Here is a 22,267-nt window from a genome sequence, read left to right on the forward strand (position 1 = left end):
TGGTGCGGAGATTTTATAATCGTTCGCTTGATGTCCGCTTCCAGCCTGATGCCCGCCCCTTCCTCCTCCGCCACGGCCGCACCGCCCGTCCCCGCCACGGTCCCCACCCTGTCCGCGCTGAAGCCCGGCACGCGTTATGCGCAGCCCCGGCCGCCGGGCTCCGGCGACGCCTGGCTGCTGGCGGATCTGGCGCGCCAGGCCAGCGCGCCGCTGGTCATCCTGACCGCCGAGCCGCTTGAAGCGCAGCGGCTGGCCGAGGAAATCCAGCTGTTTGCGCCCAGCCTGCGCGTGCGGCAGCTGCCCGACTGGGAAACGCTGCCCTACGACGCATTCTCGCCGCACCAGGACCTGATCTCCGAGCGCCTGAACACGCTGCATTCGCTGATGATGAAGACGGTGGACGTGCTGACGGTGCCCATCACCACGGCGCTGTACCGCGTCGCACCGCCCTCGTTCCTGGCCGCCTACACTTTCTCGTTCAAGCAGAAGGACAGGCTGAACGAAGCGGCGCTGCGCGCCCAACTGACGCTGGCCAATTACAACCACGTCACCCAGGTCACCTCGCCGGGCGAATTCTGCCTGCGTGGTGGACTGATCGATCTGTTCCCGATGGGCTCGGTGGTGCCGTACCGGCTGGACCTGTTCGACGACGAGATCGAGACCATCCGCAGTTTCGACGTCGACACCCAGCGCAGCCTGTACCCCGTGCGCGAGGTGCAGCTTCTGCCCGGCCGCGAATTCCCGATGGACGAAGACTCGCGCAACCGCTTCCGGGCGCGCTTTCGCGAAGTCTTCGAAGGCGATCCTTCCCGCGCCCTGCCCTATAAAGACATCGGCAACGGCATCCCGTTTGCCGGCGTCGAGTACTACCTGCCGCTCTTCTTTGAAGAAACCGCCACGCTGTTCGACTACGTGGCCGACGGCACAGTCATGGTCACCGTCGGCGACATCGACGACGCGATCCAGCGCTTCAACCAGGACACGACCAGCCGCTACGGCTTCTTGAAGAGCGACCGCGAACGCCCCGTGCTGCCGCCGTCCGCCCTGTTCCTGGACAGCGAATCGCTCTATGGCCGCCTCAAGGCATTCCGCCGCCTGTCGCTGACTGCGGGCCAGCCGCACCCGGACTTCCGGGCCGCGCCCGACGTCAGCGTGGCACGGCGCGCCGAAGATCCCATCGCCAAGCTGCGCACGCTGGTAGAGAAGCGGCACACCCGCGTGCTGCTGTGCGCCGATTCAGCCGGCCGGCGCGAGACCCTGGTGCAGATGCTGAACGAATTTGGCGTCACGCCGGATGCGCAGCCTGACACCATCGAGGGCTTCCTGGCGTCGGACGCGCATTTCGGCATCGTCGCCTCGCCGCTGGGCATCGGGTTCGAACTGCCCGACGCCAACCTTGCCTTTCTGACCGAGAACGATCTCTACCCCGGATTGGCGACCACCGGCCGCCGCGGCAAGCGCGACCAGGAACGCGCCAGCAACGTCGAAGCCATGGTGCGCGACCTGTCCGAGCTGCGCGAGGGCGACCCCGTCGTCCACGCCCAGCACGGCATCGGCCGCTATCACGGCCTGGTCAACATGGACATGGGCGAAGGCGAGATGGAGTTCCTCCATCTTGAGTACGCCAACGGCAGCACGTTGTACGTGCCCGTGTCGCAACTGCACGTGATCGCGCGCTACAGCGGCGCCGACCCGGAAGCCGCTCCGTTGCACCAGCTGGGTTCAGGCCAATGGGACAAGGCGCGCCGCAAGGCCGCCAAACAGGTTCGCGACACCGCCGCCGAATTGCTGGCGCTGTATGCGCAGCGCGCCGCGCGCGAAGGCTTTGCGTTCAACCTGCCGCTGAACGATTACGAGGCGTTTGCCGAGGGCTTCGGCTTCGAAGAGACGGCCGACCAGGCCGCTGCCATCCAGGCCGTGCTCAGCGACATGACCTCCGGCCGCCCCATGGACCGGCTGGTCTGCGGCGACGTCGGTTTCGGCAAGACCGAAGTCGCGCTGCGCGCCGCCTTCCTGGCCGTCGCCAATGGCAAGCAGGTGGCGCTGCTGTGCCCAACCACCCTGCTCGCCGAGCAGCACGCGCAGACCTTTACCGACCGCTTCGCCGACTGGCCCGTTCGCGTCGTGGAACTGTCGCGCTTCCGCTCGGCCAAGGAAGTCTCCAGCGCCATCGAAGGCATCAACGACGGCCGGGTCGACATTGTCATCGGCACGCACAAGATCCTGTCGAAGGACGTGAAATTCAAGCGCCTGGGCCTGGTCATCATCGACGAGGAACACCGTTTCGGCGTGCGCCAGAAAGAAGCGCTCAAGTCGCTGCGCGCCGAAGTCGACGTACTGACGCTGACCGCCACGCCCATCCCGCGCACGCTCGGCATGTCGCTCGAAGGCATCCGCGACTTCTCCGTCATTGCCACAGCGCCGCAAAAGCGCCTGGCCATCAAGACCTTCGTGCGGCGCGAGGACGGCAGCACGCTGCGCGAAGCCCTGCTGCGCGAGCTCAAACGCGGCGGCCAGTGCTACTTCCTGCATAACGAGGTCGAAACCATCCATAACCGCCGCGCGCGCCTGGAAGAGCTGGTGCCCGAGGCCCGGATCGCCGTCGCGCACGGCCAGATGCCCGAGCGCGAGCTCGAACAGGTGATGAAGGGCTTCTACCAGCAGCGCTACAACGTGCTGCTGTGCACCACCATCATCGAAACCGGCATCGATGTGCCCAGCGCCAACACCATCGTGATCCACCGTGCGGACCGTTTCGGTCTGGCGCAGTTGCACCAGCTGCGCGGCCGCGTCGGGCGATCGCACCACCAGGCCTACGCCTACCTGCTGACACCGGGCGAGGACGCGATCACCAGCAACGCCAAGAAGCGGCTGGAAGCCATCCAGGCCATGGAAGAGCTGGGCTCGGGCTTCTACCTGGCCATGCACGACCTCGAAATCCGCGGCACGGGCGAAGTCCTGGGCGACTCGCAGTCGGGCAACATCCAGGAAGTCGGGTTCTCGATGTACAACGAGATGCTCAACGAGGCCGTGCGCGCCCTGCGCGCTGGCGAAGAACCCGACCTGGACGCGCCCTTCAACCTGGCGTGCGAGGTCAACCTGCACGCGCCGGCGCTGCTGCCGTCCGACTACTGCGCCGACGTGCACGCGCGCCTGGCTATCTACAAGCGGCTGGCGCACGCGGCCGACGAAGACGACCTGATCCAAATCCAGGAAGAACTGATCGACCGTTTCGGCAAACTGCCGGAGGCGGCGCAGACGCTGCTGGCCACGCACCGCCTGCGTCTCGCCGCCCAACCGCTGGGCATCGTCAAGATCGATGCCAGCGAAGCGCAGGCGCTGATCCAGTTCGGCCCCAAGACCTCGGTCGATCCGGCCCGCATCATCGAACTCGTCCAGCGGCAGCGGCACATCAAGCTGGCCGGGCAGGACAAGTTGCGCGTCGAGATCAAGGCGCCCCAACTCCCGGCCCGTGCCGACGCCGTGCGCGCCGTTCTGCGCGCCCTGAAGTAATTCCCGACACCCTTACCCATCCGCCATGACTACCCACAATCTCGTCGTCCAATCCCCCGGCCTCGCCATCGAACATGCGGAGCAGCTTGCCGCGCTGGCCCAGGCCCAGGGCGTGGCGCGCATCAGCAACACCGCCGCCCGCCTGCTCGACGTGCAACACGACGACGAGACGCGCGCCGTGGTGGGCGCCTGGGCCGAAGCGCGCGGCGTCGACGCCGCCTTCGTGCCCGCCGGCCTGAAGCTGGCCAACTGCAAGGTCCTGGCCATGGACATGGACTCGACCCTGATCAACATCGAGTGCATCGACGAGATCGCGGGCGTGGTGGGCGTGAAGGACAAGGTGTCGGAAATCACCGAAGCCGCCATGCGCGGCGAGATCAAGGATTTCGCGGAAAGCCTGCGCCGCCGGGTCGCGCTGCTCAAGGGCGCGCCCGCTGGCGCGCTGGACGAGGTCTACGAGGAAAAGCTGCGCCTGAACCCCGGCGCAGAACGCCTGATCACGACGGCCCAGGCCGCCGGCATCAAGGTGCTGCTGGTGTCGGGCGGCTTCACGTTCTTCACCGAGCGCCTGCGCGCCCGGCTGAACCTGGACAGCGCTCATGCCAACACGCTCGAAATCGAAAATGGCGTGCTGACCGGCCGCGTGCTGGGCGACATCCTGGACGCCGACGCCAAGGCCACGCACCTGCGCGAGTTCGCGCGCACGCACGGCGCATCGACGGATCAGATCATCGCCATGGGCGACGGCGCCAACGACCTGAAGATGCTGGCCAACGCCGGCTTCCCGGTGGCCTACCACGCCAAGCCGTTGGTGCGTCAGCAGACGCGCTATGCACTGAATGTCTCGGGGCTGGACGGCGTGCTGAACTGGTTCGAAACCTGATCCTGCGACAGGGTGCCTGACACCAGTCCCCTCCCAAAAGGAAAAGCCACCTCAATAAATGAGGTGGCTTTTTTCATCAAGTCGGCGCCGCGAACGCGGCGCCCCTTGATCAGTACCGCACGCGCAGGGACAGCAGCGCCGCCCGGCCCGTACCCAGCGCCGCATAATGCGCCGCATAGGCCTTCGTGTAGTACGTCTCATCGAAGATGTTCAGCACGTTCAACTGCGCCGAGAAGTGCTCGTTGAATTCGTAGCCGGCCATCGCGTCGAAGCGCCAGTACGAAGGCACCCAGCGCGCCTTGGGCGTACCGTCGGCGTTCTTCGTGGCGTCCGAGTTGCCGTACACCTTGTCGACGTAATACGCGCCGCCGCCGACCGTCAGCTTGGGCAGGACCTTGTAGGTCGTCCACAGGCTGAAGGCATTGCGCGGCGTGTTGGGCAGGTCCTGGCCGACGGCGCCGCTGTTGTACGCGCCCTTGGTCATTTCGCTGTCCATGAAGGTGTAGCCGCCGAACACATTCCACTTGGGCGTGATGGCGCCCGAGAATCCCAGTTCGATGCCGCGCACCTTGGCTTCGCCCACCTGCGCCACTTCGGTCGCGGACACGGCCACGCTGGTGTTCTTGCGGATGTCCTGGAACGCCGCGGCCGACAGCGTCAGCTTGTCGTCGAACACCTGCCACTTCGTGCCCAGCTCCACCGTGCGGCTCTTTTCCGGTTCCAGCGAAGACGTCGACAACGACGTCGCATCGCTGATCGCGCCGCCGGCAATGGCGGACGGCGTGGACGAGGTGCCGTACGTGGCGTAAATAGTGCCGTTGGGCACCGGCTTGTACGCCAGGCCGACCTGGTAGTTGAAGAGGTTGTCCTCGCGGCTCGTGCTGTAGAACGCGGGCGTGCTGGCCGGATCGCTGCGGCCGCGCGCGATGTTGCTGCCGCTGGTGCGGTAGTTGTCCCAGCGCGCGCCCAGGCTCGCCTGCCATTGCTCGTTGAACTTGATGGTGTCAAAGCCGTAGAGCGCCAGCGTGTCCGTGTTGTAGATGGCGGGATTGTTGTTGCGCGTCAGCTTGCCGGTGTAGTCGTCGTGGGGATTCGGATCCCACAGCGACGTGCACAGCGCCGGGTTCGACAGGTCGGTTGCGCTGACCTTGCAGTCCATCGGGCCGCGGGCGATCGTCTGGGTGTAGCTGTCCTTGTCCTGCTTGATGTTGCTGTACTCAAATCCCAGGTCGAACGAGTGCTTCAGGCTGCCGGTCTCGAATTCACCCGTCAGGTCCGTCTGGTTGGCGAAGGTCTTGGTGACGTAGTAGCCGGACTTGAGCGCACGGTACACCAGCCCGTTCGGGATGTTGCCCTTGCTGTCGTCGGGATTGGTCGCTGCAAAGTCGGTCGTGCCGCGGCCATAGCGCGTCACGTTGCGCAGTTGCAGCTTGTCGGAAAAGTCGTGCTGGAAGTCCACCGTGGCGACGTCATCGCGCGTCTTCATGAAGTCGCGCCCGGTCAGGCCGTAGAAGGACTTGCGGCTCACGCCCATCGTCTCCGTCACCGGCTGGCCCGACTTCGGGTCATACGGAATGGAGTAGTCGGGCATGCTGTCGTCTTGATAGTGGTAGTAGCTCAGCGTGATGCGGGTCGGCGTGCCAACACCCAGCATCAGCGACGGCGCAACGCCCCAGCGCTCGAAATCCACGGCGTCATCGCGGCCCGGGGTGTCGCCCTTGTTGCCCATCACGTTCAGCCGGAACGCCGCCTTGTCGCCCAGGCGCCAGTTGCTGTCGATGGTGGCGCGGTAGTTGTTGTCCGTGCCGATCTGCGCCGTGGCTTCGGTGAAGTCCGTGGTCTTGGGCGCTTTGCTGACCATGTTGATGCTGCCGCCCGCGCCGCCCCGGCCGGAATACACCGAGTCCGGCCCCTTGATGATTTCGACCTGCTCCAGATTGAACGTGTCGCGCACCTGGGTGCTGCTGTCGCGGATACCGTCCAGGAAGATGCTGCCGGCGGAATTCTGGCCGCGGATGATCGGGAGGTCGCCGCCCGGGCGGCCGCCTTCGCCGGCCCCGAAGGTGATGCCCGGCGAATTGCGCAGCACGTCCTGCAACGTCGACGCGGCCTGATCCTGGATCACCTGCTGCGGCACAACCTGCACGGTGCGCGGCGTGTCCAGCAAAGGCGCGGTCATCTTCGGCGACTGCGCGGTCGAGGTCTGATAGGACGAGCTTTCGCCCTCGACGCGGACGGGCGACAGCTGCGTCACGCCGGTGTCGGCGGACTGGGCTGCGGCATGGGGGCTGACGAACAACGCGGGCGCGGCAATGGCGGCGGCCAGCGAGGTAGCGAGCGTATTCAGCGAATACGAATCTTGGGGCTTCAAGCGGACTTCTCCAGAACGTAAATAACAACGATTCTTGTTTTTTTGTTGTTTGCGATTCTGAACGGAGGCGCTGAATGAAACCTGAATGAAAGGCCCTTGCAAATCAAAAGGATAAAAAAACAACAGCTTTGATTTTGCTCAAAATCCAGAAAGGATCGGAGATCAAAAAAGGGGCGGATTACTGCCGGGTTTTGCGCGAGGCAAAGTTGTTGCGGACGTTGCTGAACACATAAAAAAACGCCCCGATCGGGGCGTCTTGGTGCGTCCATCTGCAGGCAGGCTGCTGTGTCGTCAGGTCCGCAGACGCGGATGCCGCTTGAAGAGATACCGGTACACAAACCCGGGATACGCCAGCACCAAAAACAGGCTGAGCGTAATCGCGTAGAACTCCCAGGTCTGGGCGAAGCGGTTGCCCAGCGTCGACTCGAAGGCAAAACCCAGCGCGCCGACGATGGCGTAGAACACCAGCACTTCGATCAACCGAATCCAGAACGGCTTGACCGCCGCCGCCCCGCCCTGCTTCCAGGGCAGCACGGCAAAGACGCGCTCGGTCAGGAAGGGAAGATTCGCGCTGACAAGCGCCAGCGCGATCAACAGCCATACCGCCAGCGTCTGGTTCATGGCTGCATTCCGTTCGTTAGAGGGTCAGCGACGAGCGGATGGCCTGCACGCACAGCGCCATCAAGCCGCCGGGCAACAAGCCCAGCACCAGGATCAGGGCGCCGTTGATCGACAGCACGCCGCGTTGGCCGGCCGTGGCCACCATCGGGGCAGCGTCAGCCGCCGGCTCGTCGAAGTAGACGACCTTGACCACGCGCAGGTAGTAGAACGCGCCGATCAGCGAGAACAGCACCGCCACCACAGCCAGCGTGACGTGGCCTGCGGCAACCAGCGACTGCAGCACGGCCAGCTTGGCGTAGAAGCCCACCAGCGGCGGGATGCCGGCCAGCGAGAACATCAGCAGCAGCACGATGGCGGCATGCCACGGGCTGCGGCGGTTCAGGCCCTTCAGGTCGTCGATGTGCTCGCACTCGAAGCCCTGACGCGACAGCAGCAGCACAATGCCGAAGCTGGCAAGCGTGGTCAGCACGTAGGTCAGCATGTAGAACAGCGAGGCGCCGTAGGCGGCCGAGGACAGTTCCGGCTTGCCGGCCACCGAACCCGACATCAGGCCCAGGAGCACGAAGCCCATGTGCGAGATGGTCGAGTAGGCCAGCATGCGCTTGAAGTTGGTCTGTGCGATGGCGGTTAGGTTGCCGATGGCCAGCGACAGCACCGCCAGGATCATCAGCATCGGCTGCCAGTCGGTGGCCAGGCCGTGCAGGCCATCAACCAGCAGACGCAGCGTGATCGCAAAGGCGGCCAGCTTGGGCGCGCCGCCCAGGATCAGCGTGACGGCGGTCGGCGAGCCTTGGTAGACGTCCGGCACCCACATGTGGAACGGCACGGCGCCCAGCTTGAACGCCAGACCCGACACCAGGAACACGATGCCGAACACCAGCGCCATCTTCTCGGCCTTGCCGGCGGCGATGACGTTGGACACTTCGGTCAGGTCGAGATGACCCGTGGCGCCGTAGATCATGGACATGCCATACAGCAGGAAACCCGAGGCCAGCGCGCCCAGCACGAAGTACTTCATGGCGGCTTCGGTGGCCACGACGTTGTCACGGCGCAGGGCGATCAGCGCGTACAGCGCCAGCGACATCAGTTCCAGGCCCAGGTAGATCGAGATCAGGTTCCCGGAGGAGATCATGACCATCTGACCCAGCAGCGCGAACAGCGTCAGCACATACAGTTCGCCGCCGCGCATCATGTCGCGGACCTGCGCATACACGCGGCCATAGATCAGCGTTACGCCGACGGCAAGATACGAGGCGATCTTGAGCAGGTGCGACAGCTCGTCCGTGACGTACAGGCCGTTGAACGTCGAGCCAGCCACGCCGTTCTTCCACTGCACGGCCGACACGACGGTCAGCACGCCCAGAGCAAGCATGGTCAGCAGGAACGTCGGCTTGCGCTCGGGGTGATTGCTGACCGCGTCGATGAGCAAAATAGCCAGGCCGAAAATCAGCAGAAGGATTTCCGGTGTCGCCAGGGCGAAATCGATTTGGGATTGCATCATTGTCTTGTCTTACAGTTTCGAGACGGCAACGTGTTGCAGCAGGGCCTCGACCGACACGTGCATCACGTCGGTGAAGGGCTTGGGATAGATCCCCATGTACAACACGGCGATCGCCATCACGCCAAGAATCACGAATTCGCGGCGGTTGATATCGGTCAGCTCGCGCACGTGGTCGTTGGCGACATCGCCCAGGACGACGCGCTTGACCATCCACAACGAATACGCCGCGCCCAGGATCAGGGCAGTGGCTGCCAGCAGGCCGATCCAGAAGTTGTGCTCGACCGCGCCCATGATCACCATGAATTCGCCGACGAAGCCGCTGGTGGCCGGCAGGCCGCTGTTGGCCATCGAGAACAGGATGAAGAACGTGGCAAAACGCGGCATCACGTTGACCACGCCGCCGTAGTCGGCGATGCGGCGCGAGTGCATGCGGTCATAGAGCACGCCAATACACATGAACATGGCGCCCGACACAAAGCCGTGCGAGATCATCTGCACGATGGCGCCTTCGACGCCAGCCGTGTTGAAGATGAAGAAGCCCAGCGTGACGAAGCCCATGTGGGCGACCGACGAATAGGCCACCAGCTTCTTCATGTCTTCCTGGACGATCGCGACCAGGCCGATGTAGATCACGGCGATCAACGACAGCGTGATCATCATGCCGGCCAGGCTGTGCGAGGCGTCAGGCGCGATCGGCAGCGAGAAGCGCAGGAAACCGTAGGCGCCCAGCTTCAGCATGATCGCGGCCAGCACGATGGAGCCGCCCGTGGGCGCTTCAACGTGGGCGTCCGGCAACCACGTGTGGACCGGCCACATCGGCACCTTGACGGCAAACGCTGCCAGCAGCGCCACGAAGATCAGGATCTGCGGCGTGTAGCCCAGCTTGGTCTGCTGCCAGGTCAGGATGTCGAACGAACCGCCCGACACATTCCAGAGGTAGACGAACGCGATCAGCGTCAGCAGCGAACCCATCAGGGTGTACAGGAAGAACTTGAACGCTGCGTACACGCGGTTCCCGCCGCCCCAGACGCCGATGATGATGTACATCGGGATCAGCGTGGCTTCGAAGAACACGTAGAACAGCATGCCGTCCAGCGCGCAGAACACGCCCACCATCAGACCCGACAGGATCAGGAAGGCGGCCATGTATTGCGCGACCCGGCTCGTGATGACTTCCCAGCCGGCCAGCACCACGATGATGGTGATGAAAGCGGTCAGGAGCACGAACCACATCGAGATGCCGTCGATGCCCAGGTGGTAATTGACGTTGAAGGCTTCGATCCAGGAGGCCTTCTCCACGAACTGCATGGCGGCCGTGGAGGAATCAAAACCGGTGTAGAGCGGAATCGTGACCAGGAAGCCGGCGATCGAGCCGACGAGCGACAGGCCGCGCGTCAGGCCGGGACGATCGTCACGGCCCACCGCCAGCACCAGCAGGCCGAATACGATCGGGACAAAGATCGCAAGCGTGAGCCAGGGAAAAGTGTTGGATGCCATCTCGCTTGCCATCATTGGGGAATCAGCACAAAGAAAGTCACCAGCGCCATGACGCCGATGATCATTGCGAACGCGTAGTGATAGATGAAGCCGGACTGCAGGTGACGGCTGATGGCTGCCACCCAGCCCACGACGCGGGCACTGCCGTTGATCAGGATGCCGTCGATGATGCCGCGGTCACCGGTCTGCCACAGGCCGCGGCCCAGGCAGCGCAGACCACGCGCAATGATCTGCTCGTTGACCCAATCCACGTAGTACTTGTTCTCGAGGATCTTGTTCACGCCCGACAGGTTGGCCTTGATGGCGGCCGGCACCTTCGGGTTGATCAGGTAGCAGTACCAGGAGATCACGAACCCGGCGACAACCAGCCAGAACGGCAGGGTCTGGAAGGCATGCAGGCCGTAGGCGACCCAGCCGTGCCATTCCTCGCTCAGCACGTGCATCGCGGGATGCTGCTGCGGCAGGACCTTGATGACGCCGTCGAAGAACTTGCCAAACAGCATGGGATCGACCGCCCAGGCGCCGATGAACACCGACGGAATCGCCAGCAGGATCAGCGGCAGCGTGACCACCCAGGGCGACTCGTGCGGCTTGCCGCCGTGATGGCCGTGGCCGTGGTCGTCGTGACCATGATCGTCATGACCGTGGCCGTGCGCGTCGTGGCCGTGACCGTGATCGCTGGTGTCAAAGCGTTCCTTGCCGTGGAAGACCAGGAAGTACACGCGGAACGAGTACAGCGAGGTGACGAACACGCCGATCAGAACCGCATAGTAAGCAAAGCTCGCGCCCCAGACGTTGGCCTGGCCGGCGGCTTCGATGATGTTCTCCTTCGAGTAGAAACCCGAGAAGAACGGCGTGCCGACCAGCGCCAGCGTACCCAGCAGGAAGGTGATCCAGGTGATGGGCATGTACTTGCGCAGGCCGCCCATGTTGCGGATGTCCTGGTCGTGGTGCATGCCGATGATGACCGAACCCGCGCCCAGGAACAGCAGCGCCTTGAAGAACGCGTGGGTCATCAGGTGGAAGATCGCGACCGAGTAGGCCGAAGCACCCAGCGCCACGGTCATGTAACCCAGCTGCGACAGCGTGGAGTACGCGACGACGCGCTTGATGTCGTTCTGGATGATGCCCAGGATGCCCAGGAACAGCGCGCCGATTGCGCCGATCACGATGATGAACGACAGCGCGGTGTCCGACAGTTCGAACAGGGGCGAGAAACGCGCAACCATGAAGATGCCGGCCGTCACCATGGTGGCGGCGTGGATCAGCGCGGAAATCGGGGTCGGGCCTTCCATCGAGTCGGGCAGCCAGGCGTGCAGCGGAACCTGGGCAGATTTACCCATGGCGCCGATGAACAGGCAGATACACGCGACGGTCAGCAGCATCCAGTCGGAACCGGGCAGCGTCATGGCGGCCAGCTTGTCGGCCTGCGCGAAGACTTCACCGTAGTGCATGGTGCCGGCGTAGGCGAACAGCAAGCCGATGCCCAGCACGAAGCCGAAGTCGCCGACGCGGTTGATCAGGAACGCCTTCATGTTGGCGAAGATCGCCGTCGGACGGGTGTACCAGAAACCGATCAGGAGGTAGGACACCAGACCCACCGCTTCCCAGCCAAAGAACAGCTGCACCATGTTGTTCGACATCACCAGCATCAGCATGGAGAACGTGAACAGCGAGATGTACGAGAAGAAGCGCTGATAGCCGGGATCGTCAGCCATGTAGCCGATGGTGTAGATGTGCACCATCAGCGACACGGACGTCACCACGACCATCATCATGGCCGACAGCGGATCGATCAGGAAGCCGATTTCCAGCTTGGTCTGGCCGATGAGGCTCCAGGTGTAGACGGCGCCGTCGAAACGCAGGCCGTTCAGCACGTCGCCCAGCACCACCACCGAACCGATGGCGGAGATGAGCACGCCAAGGATGGTGATGACGTGCGAGGCGCGGCGGCCGATGGGCCGTCCGAGGAACCCGGTGCCGAAGAGGCCCGCGAGAATTGCTCCGGCCAGCGGCGCCAGCGCGATGAGCAGGTAGAGATTGGGTGAGCTAGACATTTTCTTCCAATACCCCGTCAGCCCTTCAGGCGATCGAGTTCGTCAACGTTGATCGTGTTCAGGTTGCGGAACAGCAGCACCAAAATGGCCAGGCCGATCGCCGCTTCGGCGGCGGCCACGGTCAGGATGAAGAACACGAACACCTGGCCGGCGGTGTCGCCGAACCAGCTGGAGAACGCCACGAAGTTCATGTTGACGGCCAGGAGCACGAGCTCGATGGACATCAGGAGAATGATCAGGTTGCGGCGGTTCAGGAAGATGCCGAAGATCCCGATCGCGAACAGGATCGCGCCAAGGATCAGATAGTGGGCCAGCGTCAGCGTCATTGTTTTTCTCCTTGGGGCGCGGCACCGTTCGAGGCGTCACGCTTGGCCTGGGCGCGCTCGCTCTGGGCGGGCATGCTCACCATGCGGAAGCGGTCCTTCGAACGCACGCGGACAGCGGCGACCGGGTCGTTGTACTTGACGTCGCGGCGGCGGCGCAGGGTCAGCGCAATCGCGGCAACCATACCGACCAGCAGCAGCGCGGCGCCGACTTCAATGGCGTAGATGTACTGCGTGTACATCGCTTCGCCGAGCGCGCGGGCGTTGTTGTAGTCGGCGGGCAGCTGCGCCTGGGGACCGGAACCGTACCAGATGGTGCCCAGCACGAAGGACACTTCCAGCACGAGCACCACACCGATGACCAGGCCGAGCGGCAGGTAGGTCTTCATGCCCTGGCGCAGGGTGTCCATGCGGATGTCGAGCATCATCACGACAAAGAGGAAGAGCACCATCACGGCGCCCACGTACACCAGCACCAGCAGCAGCGCCAGGAACTCGGCGCCCAGCAGCATCCACAGCATGGCCGCGTTGGCGAACGCCAGGATCAGATGCAGAACGGCGGTGACCGCGCTGCGCGCGGTGATCACGCGGAACGCCGCGATCACCAGCACGGCGGCCAGTATGTAGAAAAGGACAGTGGTAAAAGTCATGGATCAGACCCTGGGCTTCAGCGGTAAGGCGCGTCTTCGGCCCGGCGGCGGGCGATGTCGGCTTCGTAGCGGTCGCCCACGGCGAGCAGCATGTCTTTGGTGAAATACAGGTCGCCGCGCTTTTCGCCGTGGTATTCGTGGATGTGCGTTTCCACGATCGAGTCCACGGGGCAGCTTTCCTCACAGAAGCCGCAGAAAATGCATTTGGTCAGATCGATGTCGTAGCGCGTCGTGCGGCGGGTGCCGTCGTCGCGCTGGTCCGACTCGATCGTGATCGCCAGCGCCGGGCACACGGCTTCGCACAGCTTGCACGCGATGCAGCGCTCTTCCCCGTTGGGGTAGCGGCGCAGCGCGTGCAGGCCGCGGAAACGCGGCGACGCAGGGGTCTTTTCCTGGGGGTAGCGCAAGGTGACCTTACGCTTGAAAAAATACTTGCCCGTGAGGCGCATGCCCTTGAGCAACTCGGTCAGCATCAGGCTGCCGAAGAAATCCTTGATCGCTTCCATATCCTGCCTCTGCTTGGCGCTTAGCGCCAAATGTTCCAGGGCGTCTGCATCCAGATCGCCACCACGACCAGCCAGACGCCGGTCAGCGGGATGAAGATTTTCCAACCCAAGCGCATGATCTGGTCATAGCGGTAGCGCGGGAACGAGGCCCGGAACCACACGAACAACGAGACCACGAAGAACGTCTTGAGACCCAGCCAGATCCAACCCGGAATCCAGGTCAGCGGCGCGATATCGATCGGGGAAGCCCAGCCGCCCAGGAACATGATCGACGCCATGCAGGACAGCAGGATCATGTTGGCGTATTCGCCCAGGAAGAACAGCGCGAATGCCATGCCCGAGTATTCGACCATGTGGCCGGCCACGATTTCGGATTCGCCTTCCACGACGTCGAACGGGTGACGGTTGGTTTCGGCAACGGCCGAGATCACGTAGATCACGAACAGCGGCAACAGCGGCAGCCAGTTCCAGGACATGAACGTCAGGCCCTTTTCGGCAAACCAGCCGCGGTTCTGCACGTGCACGATCTCGGACATGTTCAGGCTGCCCGACACCAGCAGCACCGTCACCAGCACGAAGCCGATGGCCAGTTCATACGACAGCATCTGGGCCGAGGCGCGCAGTGCGCCCAGGAACGCGTACTTGGAGTTGGATGCCCAGCCGGCGACGATCACGCCGTACACGCCGATGGACGTGATGGCCATGATGTACAGCAGGCCGGCGTTGACGTTGGCCAGCACGACGTCGGGACCGAAGGGCACGACAGCCCAGGCCGCCAGCGCCGGCATCAGCGTGACCACGGGGGCCACGATGAACAGGACCTTGTTGGCCTGGCTGGGGACCACGACTTCCTTGGTCAGCAGCTTGAAGACGTCGGCAAACGGCTGCAGCAGCCCCTTGAAACCGACGCGGTTCGGGCCCATGCGCACGTGCATGGCGCCGATCATCTTGCGTTCCCAGTACGTCAGGTAGGCCACGCACAGGATGATGGGCACCGCAATGATGACGATCTTGACGAGGGTCCAGAGGACCATCCAGACCGTCGGACCCAGCAATGCCTGACCGTGGCTTTCAAGAACATTGAGCCATTCCATCAGGCACGCTCCACGCTGATTTGACCAAATGCGCCACCCAGGGCAGCGGTAGTTTCGAAGGCGGCGGAAATGCGCACGGCGCGATCGGCCACGGCATCATCCTGAACCGTTTCCAGTTCGACGGCGCCCTGCCCGGCCGACACGCGCACCTTGACCCCGGCCGTCAGGCCCAGGCTGGTGAGGGTGCGGCCGTTCATTGCGGCGGCGGGCTTCTTCGAAGCCGGCGCGGCCTGCAGCGGTTCCGAACGGCGCACCATGGCGTCCGTGCGGTAGATCGGCACATCGGCGACGCGTTCCAGACCGGTCAGGGCCTGACCAAGACCCAGCGGGGCCTTGACGTCGTTGGACAGGCGGCCTTCGACGCCGCTTGCCAGCACGGCGTCGCGCACGGACTCGGAGGTCTCGTCGTCAAAACCGGCCAGGTGCAGGACGTTGCCCAGCACGCGCAGGACCTTCCAGCCCGGACGGGTCTGGCCGAACGGCGTGACCGTGCCCTTGAAGCTTTGCGCCAGGCCTTGGGCGTTGACGAACGTGCCCGAGGTTTCCGTGAACGGCGACACCGGCAGCATCACGTCGGCCCATTCGGCAGCGGCCGAACGGTAAGGCGTGAGCGCAACGGCGAACTGCGCGCCGCGCAGCGCGGCGATGGCTTGCTGGCCGTTGTCGGCGTCGAGCAGCGGTTCGGCATGCAGGACGATGTAGGCCTTGAGCGGTTCGGCGAGCATGGCCGCGGCGGTCTTGCCGCCCTTGCCCGGGATGGCGCCGGCGAGGTAACCGCCGACCGTGTTGCCGCCCGAGGTCAGGAAGCCGAACCTGCCGCCAGACAGGTCAGCCACGGCGCGGCCGTTGGCGGCCAGCGTGGTGGCCTGGGCGCTGGCGACAGCCAGGTTGCCCATCAGGACGGCGGTGTTGGCGCCGGACGCAAGGCTGGCGGCGATGAGCTTGGCGTTTTCGCCCGGCGTGACCGAGGCGAACTCGGCCGGCACGGCCTGTTCCTTGGCCTGGGCCAGCGCGACGGCCACTTCGGCCAGCGCGCGCGCCAGTTCCGACGGGGCCACGGTGATGCGCGCGGTGACGGGCATCAGGGGATCGTCGGCGGCGCTGTCGACCATCAGGATCTGCGTGCCACGCTTGGCGGCTTGACGCAGACGCTGGGCCATCAGGGGATGGTCCTTGCGCAGGAACGAGCCGACGACCAGGACGCGGTCCAGGTTGTCGAGTTCGGCGATGGGCATGCCCAGCCACGGCGCGCCGGTCAGCGCGGCGTCGAAGGCCGGGTCGGTCTGGCGCAGACGGAAGTCGATGTTCTCGGAACCCAGCGAGCGGACCAGGCGGCCCAGCAGCGCGTATTCCTCGGTGGTGGCGTATTCGGACGCCAGCGCGCCGATCTGGCCAGCGCCAAAGCTGTCACGCACACGCGACAGGCCTTGGGCCACGGCCTGCAGCGCGTCGGCCCAAGAGGCTTCCTGCCACTTGCCGTCGGTGCCCTTGATCATCGGGGCGGACAGGCGGTCGTCGCTGTTCAGGCCTTCGTACGAGAAGCGATCGCGGTCGCTGATCCAGCATTCGTTGACGGCTTCGTCTTCGAACGGGACCACGCGCATCACGCGGTCGCCCTTGACCTGAACGACCAGATTGGCGCCCAGGCTGTCGTGCGGGCTGACCGAACGGCGGCGAGCCAGTTCCCAGGTGCGGGCGCTGTAGCGGAAGGGCTTGGAGGTCAGCGCGCCCACCGGACAGATGTCGATCATGTTGCCCGACAGTTCGGACTCGATCGAACGGCCCACGAAGGTGGTGATTTCGGAGTGCTCGCCACGGCCCAGCATGCCCAGTTCCATGACGCCGGCGATTTCCTGGCCGAAGCGCACGCAGCGGGTGCAGTGGATGCAGCGCGACATTTCCTCGGCGGAAACCAGCGGGCCCAGGTCCTTGTGGAACACGACGCGCTTTTCTTCCTGGTAACGCGAGGAAGAACCGCCGTAGCCCACGGCCAGATCCTGCAGCTGGCATTCGCCGCCCTGATCGCAGATCGGGCAGTCGAGGGGGTGATTGATGAGCAAGAATTCCATCACCGACTTCTGAGCGGCGCGAGCCTTCTCAGAGCAGGTGTGGACGACCATGCCGTTGGTCACGGGCGTGGCGCAGGCGGGCAGCGCCTTGGGCGCTTTTTCCACTTCAACCAGGCACATCCGGCAGTTGGCCGCGATGGACAGTTTCTTGTGGTAGCAGAAATGCGGCACGTAAAGCCCGACTTTCTGGGCGGCATGCATGACCATGCTGCCTTCGGGCACTTCGACCTTGTTGCCGTCGACGGTTAGTTCAACCATTGCTGTTCCTGAGACCTACAGATATTGCGGGACCACACAAGACTTGTGCTCGATGTGGTGCGCGAATTCGTCGCGAAAATGCTTGAGGAAGCCACGGACGGGCATGGCGGCGGCGTCACCGAGGGCGCAGATGGTGCGGCCCATGATGTTGAGGGCCACATTGTCCAGCAGCTCCAGATCTTCCGGACGGCCTTGACCGTTTTCGATGCGGTGCACCATGCGGTAGAGCCAGCCAGTGCCTTCGCGGCACGGCGTGCACTGGCCGCAGCTTTCCTCGAAATAGAAGTACGACAGACGCAGCAGCGATTTCACCATGCAGCGCGTCTCGTCCATGACGATCACAGCGCCAGAGCCGAGCATCGAGCCGGCCTTGGCGATGGAGTCATAGTCCATCGTGCATTCCATCATGATGTCGGCGGGCAGGACCGGGGCGCTCGAGCCGCCGGGGATGACCGCCTTCAGCTTCTTGCCGCCACGCATGCCGCCTGCCAGTTCCAGCAGGGTCGAGAACGGGGTGCCCAGCGGGATCTCGTAGTTGCCGGGACGTTCGACGTCGCCGGTGATCGAGAACAGCTTGGTGCCGCCGTTGTTCGGCTTGCCGACTTCCAGGTAGGCCTGGCCGCCGTTGCGGATGATCCACGGCACCGCCGCGAACGTTTCCGTGTTGTTGATGGTGGTGGGCTTGCCGTACAGGCCGAAGCTGGCCGGGAACGGCGGCTTGAAGCGCGGCTGGCCCTTCTTGCCTTCCAGCGATTCCAGCAGCGCGGTTTCTTCGCCGCAGATGTAGGCGCCGTAACCGTGGAAAGCGTGGAGCTGGAAGCTGAAGTCGGAACCGAACAGGCGATCGCCCAGGAAGCCGGCGGCGCGCGCTTCTTCCAGGGCTTCTTCGAAGCGCTCATAGACTTCGAAGATCTCGCCGTGGATGTAGTTGTAGCCGACGCTGATGCCCATGGCGTAGGCCGCGATCGCCATGCCTTCAATCACGATGTGCGGATTGAAGCGCAGGATGTCGCGGTCCTTGAACGTGCCGGGCTCGCCTTCGTCGGAGTTGCAGACGAGGTACTTCTGGCCCGGGAAGGCGCGCGGCATGAAGCTCCACTTCAGGCCGGTCGGGAAGCCCGCGCCGCCACGGCCGCGCAGACCCGACGCCTTGACTTCGGCGATCACGTCTTCCGGCTTCATGCCGGTGGTCAGGATCTTTTTCAGGGCTTCGTAGCCGCCGCGCTTGACGTAGTCGGCCAAGCGCCAGTTGGCGCCGTCGACGTCGGCCATGATCTGCGGCTGCAGGTGGCGGCCGTGCAGGGCCATCGAGTTGGACAGGTCGTTCAGGGGGTTGGGATCCAGCCCCTGCGCGAACTGCTTGTACAGGTCAGGCGCGTTCATGCCGACTCTCCTTGCTGCTTGAGGGCCGCGACCAGCGCGTCCAGCTTCTCGTCGGTCATGCGCACGCACATATGCTTGTTGTTCACGATCAGCACGGGGGAGTCGCCGCAGGCGCCCATGCACTCGCCTTCGACCAGCGTGAACTGGCCGTCTTCGGTGGTCTGGCGATAGTCGACGCCCAGCTTGCGCTTGAGGTATTCGCCGGCGCGGTCGCCGTCGCGCAAGGCACAGGGCAGGTTCGTGCAGACGGCGATCTTGTTCTTGCCGACGGGCTTGACGTCGAACATGTTGTAGAACGTGGCGACTTCCTGGACCGCGATGGGCGGAACGCCAATGTAGTTGGCCACGTCTTCGATGACTTCGGTAGCCAACCAGCCCTTCTCTTCTTGCGCGATGGCAAGCGAGGCCATGATGGCGGACTGCCGCTGGTCGGCCGGGAACTTGGCCAGTTCACGGTCGATTTTCTGGTAGGCCTGTTCGGAAAGCAGCATAGTTTGAATCCGGGTTATGCGGGCGTGCTCGTGACTGTCTGGGCGGATCAGCGATCGATCTCGCCGAAAACGATGTCCTGCGTGCCAATGATGGTGACGGCGTCGGCGATCATGTGGCCACGCGACATTTCATCCAGCGCTTGCAGGTGGACAAAGCCAGGCGCCCGAATCTTCAGGCGGTAAGGCTTGTTGGCGCCGTCGGACACCAGATAGATGCCGAATTCGCCCTTCGGGTGCTCCACCGAGGCGAACGCCTCGCCCGGGGGCACGTGGAAACCTTCGGTGAAGAGCTTGAAGTGATGGATCAGCTCTTCCATGTTGGTCTTCATGGCGGTACGCGACGGCGGGGCGATCTTGTGGTTCTCGATCATGACCGGGCCGGGATTGTTGCGCAGCCATTCCACGCACTGGCGGATGATGCGATTGCTTTGGCGCATCTCGGCAATGCGGACCAGGTAGCGGTCGTAGCAGTCGCCGTTGACACCCACGGGGATGTCGAAATCAAGCAGGTCGTAGACTTCGTAGGGCTGCGTCTTGCGCAGGTCCCAGGCGACGCCCGAACCACGCAGCATCGGGCCGGTGAAGCCCAGCGCCTTGGCGCGCTCGGGATCGACCACGCCGATGCCGACCAGACGCTGCTTCCAGATGCGGTTGTCGGTGAGCAGGGTTTCGTACTCGTCGACGCAGGCCGGGAAGCGGTTGGTGAAGTCTTCGATGAAGTCCAGCAGCGAACCCGAACGCGCTTCGTTCATGACGCGCATTTCCTTGTCGCCACGGAACTTGCTGGAGTCGCCGTACTGCGGCATGGAATCCGGCAGGTCGCGATAGACGCCACCCGGCCGGTAGTAGGCCGCGTGCATGCGCGCGCCCGAGACCGCTTCGTAGCAGTCCATCAGGTCTTCGCGTTCACGGAAGGCGTACAGGAACACTGCCATCGCACCCACGTCCAGGGCGTGCGAGCCCAGCGACATCAGGTGGTTCAGCAGACGCGTGATTTCATCGAACATCACGCGGATGTACTGCGCGCGCAGCGGGGCTTCGACGCCCAGCAGCTTTTCGATGGCCATGACGTAGGCGTGCTCGTTGCACATCATGGACACGTAGTCCAGACGGTCCATGTAGGGCAGCGCCTGGATGTAGGTCTTGTGTTCGGCCAGCTTTTCGGTGGCGCGGTGCAGCAGGCCGATGTGCGGATCGGCGCGCTGGATGACTTCGCCGTCAAGCTCGAGCACCAGGCGCAGCACGCCGTGCGCGGCCGGGTGTTGAGGACCGAAGTTCAGGGTGTAGTTCTTGATGTCTGCCATGATTCAACGCCCCATGCCGTAGGTGTCTTCGCGCACCACGCGCGGGGTGATCTCGCGCGGATCGATCGTGACCGGCTGGTAAATGACGCGCCGCTGCTCGGGGTCGTAGCGCATTTCGACGGTGCCCGACAGCGGGAAGTCCTTGCGGAACGGATGGCCGATGAAGCCGTAGTCGGTGAGGATGCGGCGCAGGTCCGGATGGCCTTCGAAGACGATGCCGTACAGATCGAAGGCTTCGCGCTCGAACCAGCCGACCGTGGGCCAGCATTCCATCAGCGAGGCGACCATCGGGAACTCGTCGTCAGGCGCCCACGTGCGCACGCGCAGGCGCCAGTTGTTCTCGAGGGAAAGCAGGTGTGCCACCACGGCATAACGCGAGCGGTGGATGCGGACGTTGGTTTCCTCGGGCATCTGGCGCGTGCCGTTGCCCCAGGTCAGGTAGTCGACGCCGCAGAGGTCGATACAGGTTTCAAAGCGCAGGCCGGCTTCGGTGCGCAGCTTGTTGCAGACGGAGAACCACTGCTCCGCGGGCACTTCGAGCGTCAGCTCGCCCAGCGCCTCGGTCAGCGCAATGTCCGCGCCGAGGGTGGTCTGCAAATTGTTTTTCAGGGATTCGAGCCTGGTCATCATCTTGTACGCTTAGGTGAACCGATACGCTGGTTTCGCAGGTTCGAGGCGGCTGAGGCCTGCCGTCGGACCTGACGAAGCATCAGCGCGCAATCGTGTTGGTCAGACGGATCTTGTTCTGCATTTGCAGCAAGCCGTAGACCAGCGCCTCGGCCGTGGGCGGGCAGCCCGGCACGTAGACGTCTACCGGTACGATGCGATCACAGCCACGCACCACCGAATACGAGTAGTGGTAGTAGCCGCCGCCATTGGCACAGGAGCCCATGGAAACCACCCAGCGCGGCTCGGGCATCTGGTCGTAGACCTTGCGCAGCGCGGGCGCCATCTTGTTGCACAGTGTGCCGGCAACGATCATAAGATCGGACTGGCGCGGGCTGGGCCGGAAGATGATGCCGAATTGGTCCAGGTCATAGCGGGCTGCGCCCGCGTGCATCATCTCAACCGCGCAACAGGCCAGACCGAAGGTCATGGGCCACATCGAACCGGTCTTCGCCCAGTTCAGGAACTTATCGGCGCTGGTGGTGATGAACCCTTGCTTGAGAATGCCGTCTATAGCCATATTCGTCTCTGATAACGTGCTGTGAAATGAACCCGAAGGTCACTCCCAATCCAGCGCGCCCTTTTTCCATTCGTAGATGAAGCCGACGGTCAACACGGCGAGGAAAACCATGACCGTCCAGAAACCGACGAGTCCGACGGTGCCCTGGGCAATGGCCCACGGGAACAGGAACGCGATTTCCAGGTCGAAAAGAATGAACAGAATCGCCACGAGGTAGTAGCGCACGTCAAACTTCATGCGTGCATCTTCAAACGCTTCGAAGCCGCACTCGTAAGGCGAGAGCTTCTCAGCGTAAGGACGCCGCGGGCCAAGGAGGGAGCCGGCCGTTAGAAGCGCGAACCCGATAAGGGTGGCCACTACGATAAACAGCAGGACGGGAAAATACTGTTGCAGGTTCATTCAGGCGTCCGTCAAATGCGCAAACCTTAGGATTGTAGCATTCGCGCGGTTACTTCCGGCTGAACTCTGTAGCTTGAATAGCAGGCGAAAGACTGCATTCCTTAAATGGAACAATTGCAGCTTTCGTCGGTGCATGTCGAGCATGTGCGGCTCGAACGACA

At 63.8% G+C, this 22,267-nt stretch carries 18 protein-coding genes; 2 read left to right on the forward strand and 16 right to left on the reverse strand.

The window, feature by feature from the left end; all coding sequences use genetic code 11:
- Positions 1–30: 30 nt before the first annotated feature.
- A complete protein-coding gene (gene mfd, locus B3446_RS03295) occupies positions 31–3,513 on the forward strand; it encodes a transcription-repair coupling factor (protein WP_191576788.1) in 3,483 nt (1,160 codons plus the stop codon).
- A 25-nt stretch (positions 3,514–3,538) separates the two neighbouring features.
- Positions 3,539–4,396 carry a phosphoserine phosphatase SerB gene (serB, locus tag B3446_RS03300; protein ID WP_291377306.1) on the forward strand — a complete coding sequence of 286 codons (858 nt, stop codon included), beginning with the start codon at positions 3,539–3,541 and terminating at the stop codon, positions 4,394–4,396.
- Positions 4,397–4,505: 109 nt separating this feature from the next.
- Here the strand turns inward: serB and B3446_RS03305 are convergent, their stop codons facing one another.
- From B3446_RS03305 to B3446_RS03380, 16 genes are all read right to left on the reverse strand, one after another.
- A complete protein-coding gene (locus tag B3446_RS03305) occupies positions 4,506–6,767 on the reverse strand; it encodes a TonB-dependent receptor (protein ID WP_291377307.1) in 2,262 nt (753 codons plus the stop codon).
- A gap of 291 nt (positions 6,768–7,058) precedes the next feature.
- Positions 7,059–7,388, reverse strand: coding sequence for a DUF2818 family protein (locus B3446_RS03310; protein WP_191576791.1), 330 nt, complete (start codon positions 7,386–7,388; stop codon positions 7,059–7,061).
- A 16-nt stretch (positions 7,389–7,404) separates the two neighbouring features.
- Positions 7,405–8,889, reverse strand: a complete 1,485-nt coding sequence (nuoN, locus tag B3446_RS03315; RefSeq protein ID WP_175123008.1) for an NADH-quinone oxidoreductase subunit NuoN — start codon at positions 8,887–8,889, stop codon at positions 7,405–7,407.
- A gap of 9 nt (positions 8,890–8,898) precedes the next feature.
- Positions 8,899–10,401, reverse strand: a complete 1,503-nt coding sequence (locus tag B3446_RS03320) for an NADH-quinone oxidoreductase subunit M (RefSeq protein WP_175123009.1) — start codon at positions 10,399–10,401, stop codon at positions 8,899–8,901.
- The gene (gene nuoL, locus B3446_RS03325; RefSeq protein ID WP_291377308.1) at positions 10,398–12,443 is read right to left on the reverse strand and encodes an NADH-quinone oxidoreductase subunit L; all 2,046 of its coding nucleotides are present in this window, start codon (positions 12,441–12,443) and stop codon (positions 10,398–10,400) included. The genes B3446_RS03320 and nuoL overlap by 4 nt, the downstream gene beginning before the upstream one ends.
- 17 nt (positions 12,444–12,460) lie before the next feature.
- The gene (gene nuoK / locus B3446_RS03330; RefSeq protein WP_006217969.1) at positions 12,461–12,769 is read right to left on the reverse strand and encodes an NADH-quinone oxidoreductase subunit NuoK; all 309 of its coding nucleotides are present in this window, start codon (positions 12,767–12,769) and stop codon (positions 12,461–12,463) included.
- Positions 12,766–13,416: an NADH-quinone oxidoreductase subunit J gene (locus B3446_RS03335; protein WP_175123011.1), complete on the reverse strand. Its 651-nt coding sequence runs from the start codon at positions 13,414–13,416 to the stop codon at positions 12,766–12,768. Before B3446_RS03335 ends, nuoK begins: the two co-directional genes overlap by 4 nt.
- Before the next feature lie 17 nt (positions 13,417–13,433).
- Complete coding sequence (nuoI, locus tag B3446_RS03340; protein WP_008161196.1) at positions 13,434–13,922, reverse strand: NADH-quinone oxidoreductase subunit NuoI; 489 nt, start codon at positions 13,920–13,922, stop codon at positions 13,434–13,436.
- Positions 13,923–13,942: 20 nt separating this feature from the next.
- A complete protein-coding gene (gene nuoH, locus B3446_RS03345; RefSeq protein ID WP_175123012.1) occupies positions 13,943–15,016 on the reverse strand; it encodes an NADH-quinone oxidoreductase subunit NuoH in 1,074 nt (357 codons plus the stop codon).
- Positions 15,016–17,343, reverse strand: a complete 2,328-nt coding sequence (nuoG, locus tag B3446_RS03350; RefSeq protein ID WP_291377309.1) for an NADH-quinone oxidoreductase subunit NuoG — start codon at positions 17,341–17,343, stop codon at positions 15,016–15,018. Before nuoG ends, nuoH begins: the two co-directional genes overlap by 1 nt.
- 15 nt (positions 17,344–17,358) lie before the next feature.
- On the reverse strand, positions 17,359–18,726 hold the full coding sequence (gene nuoF, locus B3446_RS03355) for an NADH-quinone oxidoreductase subunit NuoF (protein ID WP_175123014.1): 1,368 nt from the start codon (positions 18,724–18,726) through the stop codon (positions 17,359–17,361).
- On the reverse strand, positions 18,723–19,217 hold the full coding sequence (gene nuoE / locus B3446_RS03360; protein ID WP_056321718.1) for an NADH-quinone oxidoreductase subunit NuoE: 495 nt from the start codon (positions 19,215–19,217) through the stop codon (positions 18,723–18,725). Before nuoE ends, nuoF begins: the two co-directional genes overlap by 4 nt.
- A 47-nt stretch (positions 19,218–19,264) precedes the next feature.
- A complete protein-coding gene (locus B3446_RS03365; RefSeq protein ID WP_175184216.1) occupies positions 19,265–20,521 on the reverse strand; it encodes an NADH-quinone oxidoreductase subunit D in 1,257 nt (418 codons plus the stop codon).
- Positions 20,522–20,524: 3 nt separating this feature from the next.
- Positions 20,525–21,151 (reverse strand): NADH-quinone oxidoreductase subunit C, encoded by a 627-nt coding sequence (locus tag B3446_RS03370; protein WP_175123016.1) that lies wholly within the window; start codon positions 21,149–21,151, stop codon positions 20,525–20,527.
- Positions 21,152–21,230: 79 nt separating this feature from the next.
- Positions 21,231–21,707, reverse strand: a complete 477-nt coding sequence (locus B3446_RS03375; RefSeq protein ID WP_006217960.1) for a NuoB/complex I 20 kDa subunit family protein — start codon at positions 21,705–21,707, stop codon at positions 21,231–21,233.
- A gap of 39 nt (positions 21,708–21,746) precedes the next feature.
- Positions 21,747–22,106 (reverse strand): NADH-quinone oxidoreductase subunit A, encoded by a 360-nt coding sequence (locus B3446_RS03380; RefSeq protein WP_006217959.1) that lies wholly within the window; start codon positions 22,104–22,106, stop codon positions 21,747–21,749.
- Positions 22,107–22,267 lie beyond the last annotated feature (161 nt).

Origin of the sequence: Achromobacter sp. UBA5777 (assembly GCF_002418565.1) — a bacterium.
Classification (GTDB): Bacteria; Pseudomonadota; Gammaproteobacteria; order Burkholderiales; family Burkholderiaceae_B; genus Achromobacter; species Achromobacter animicus.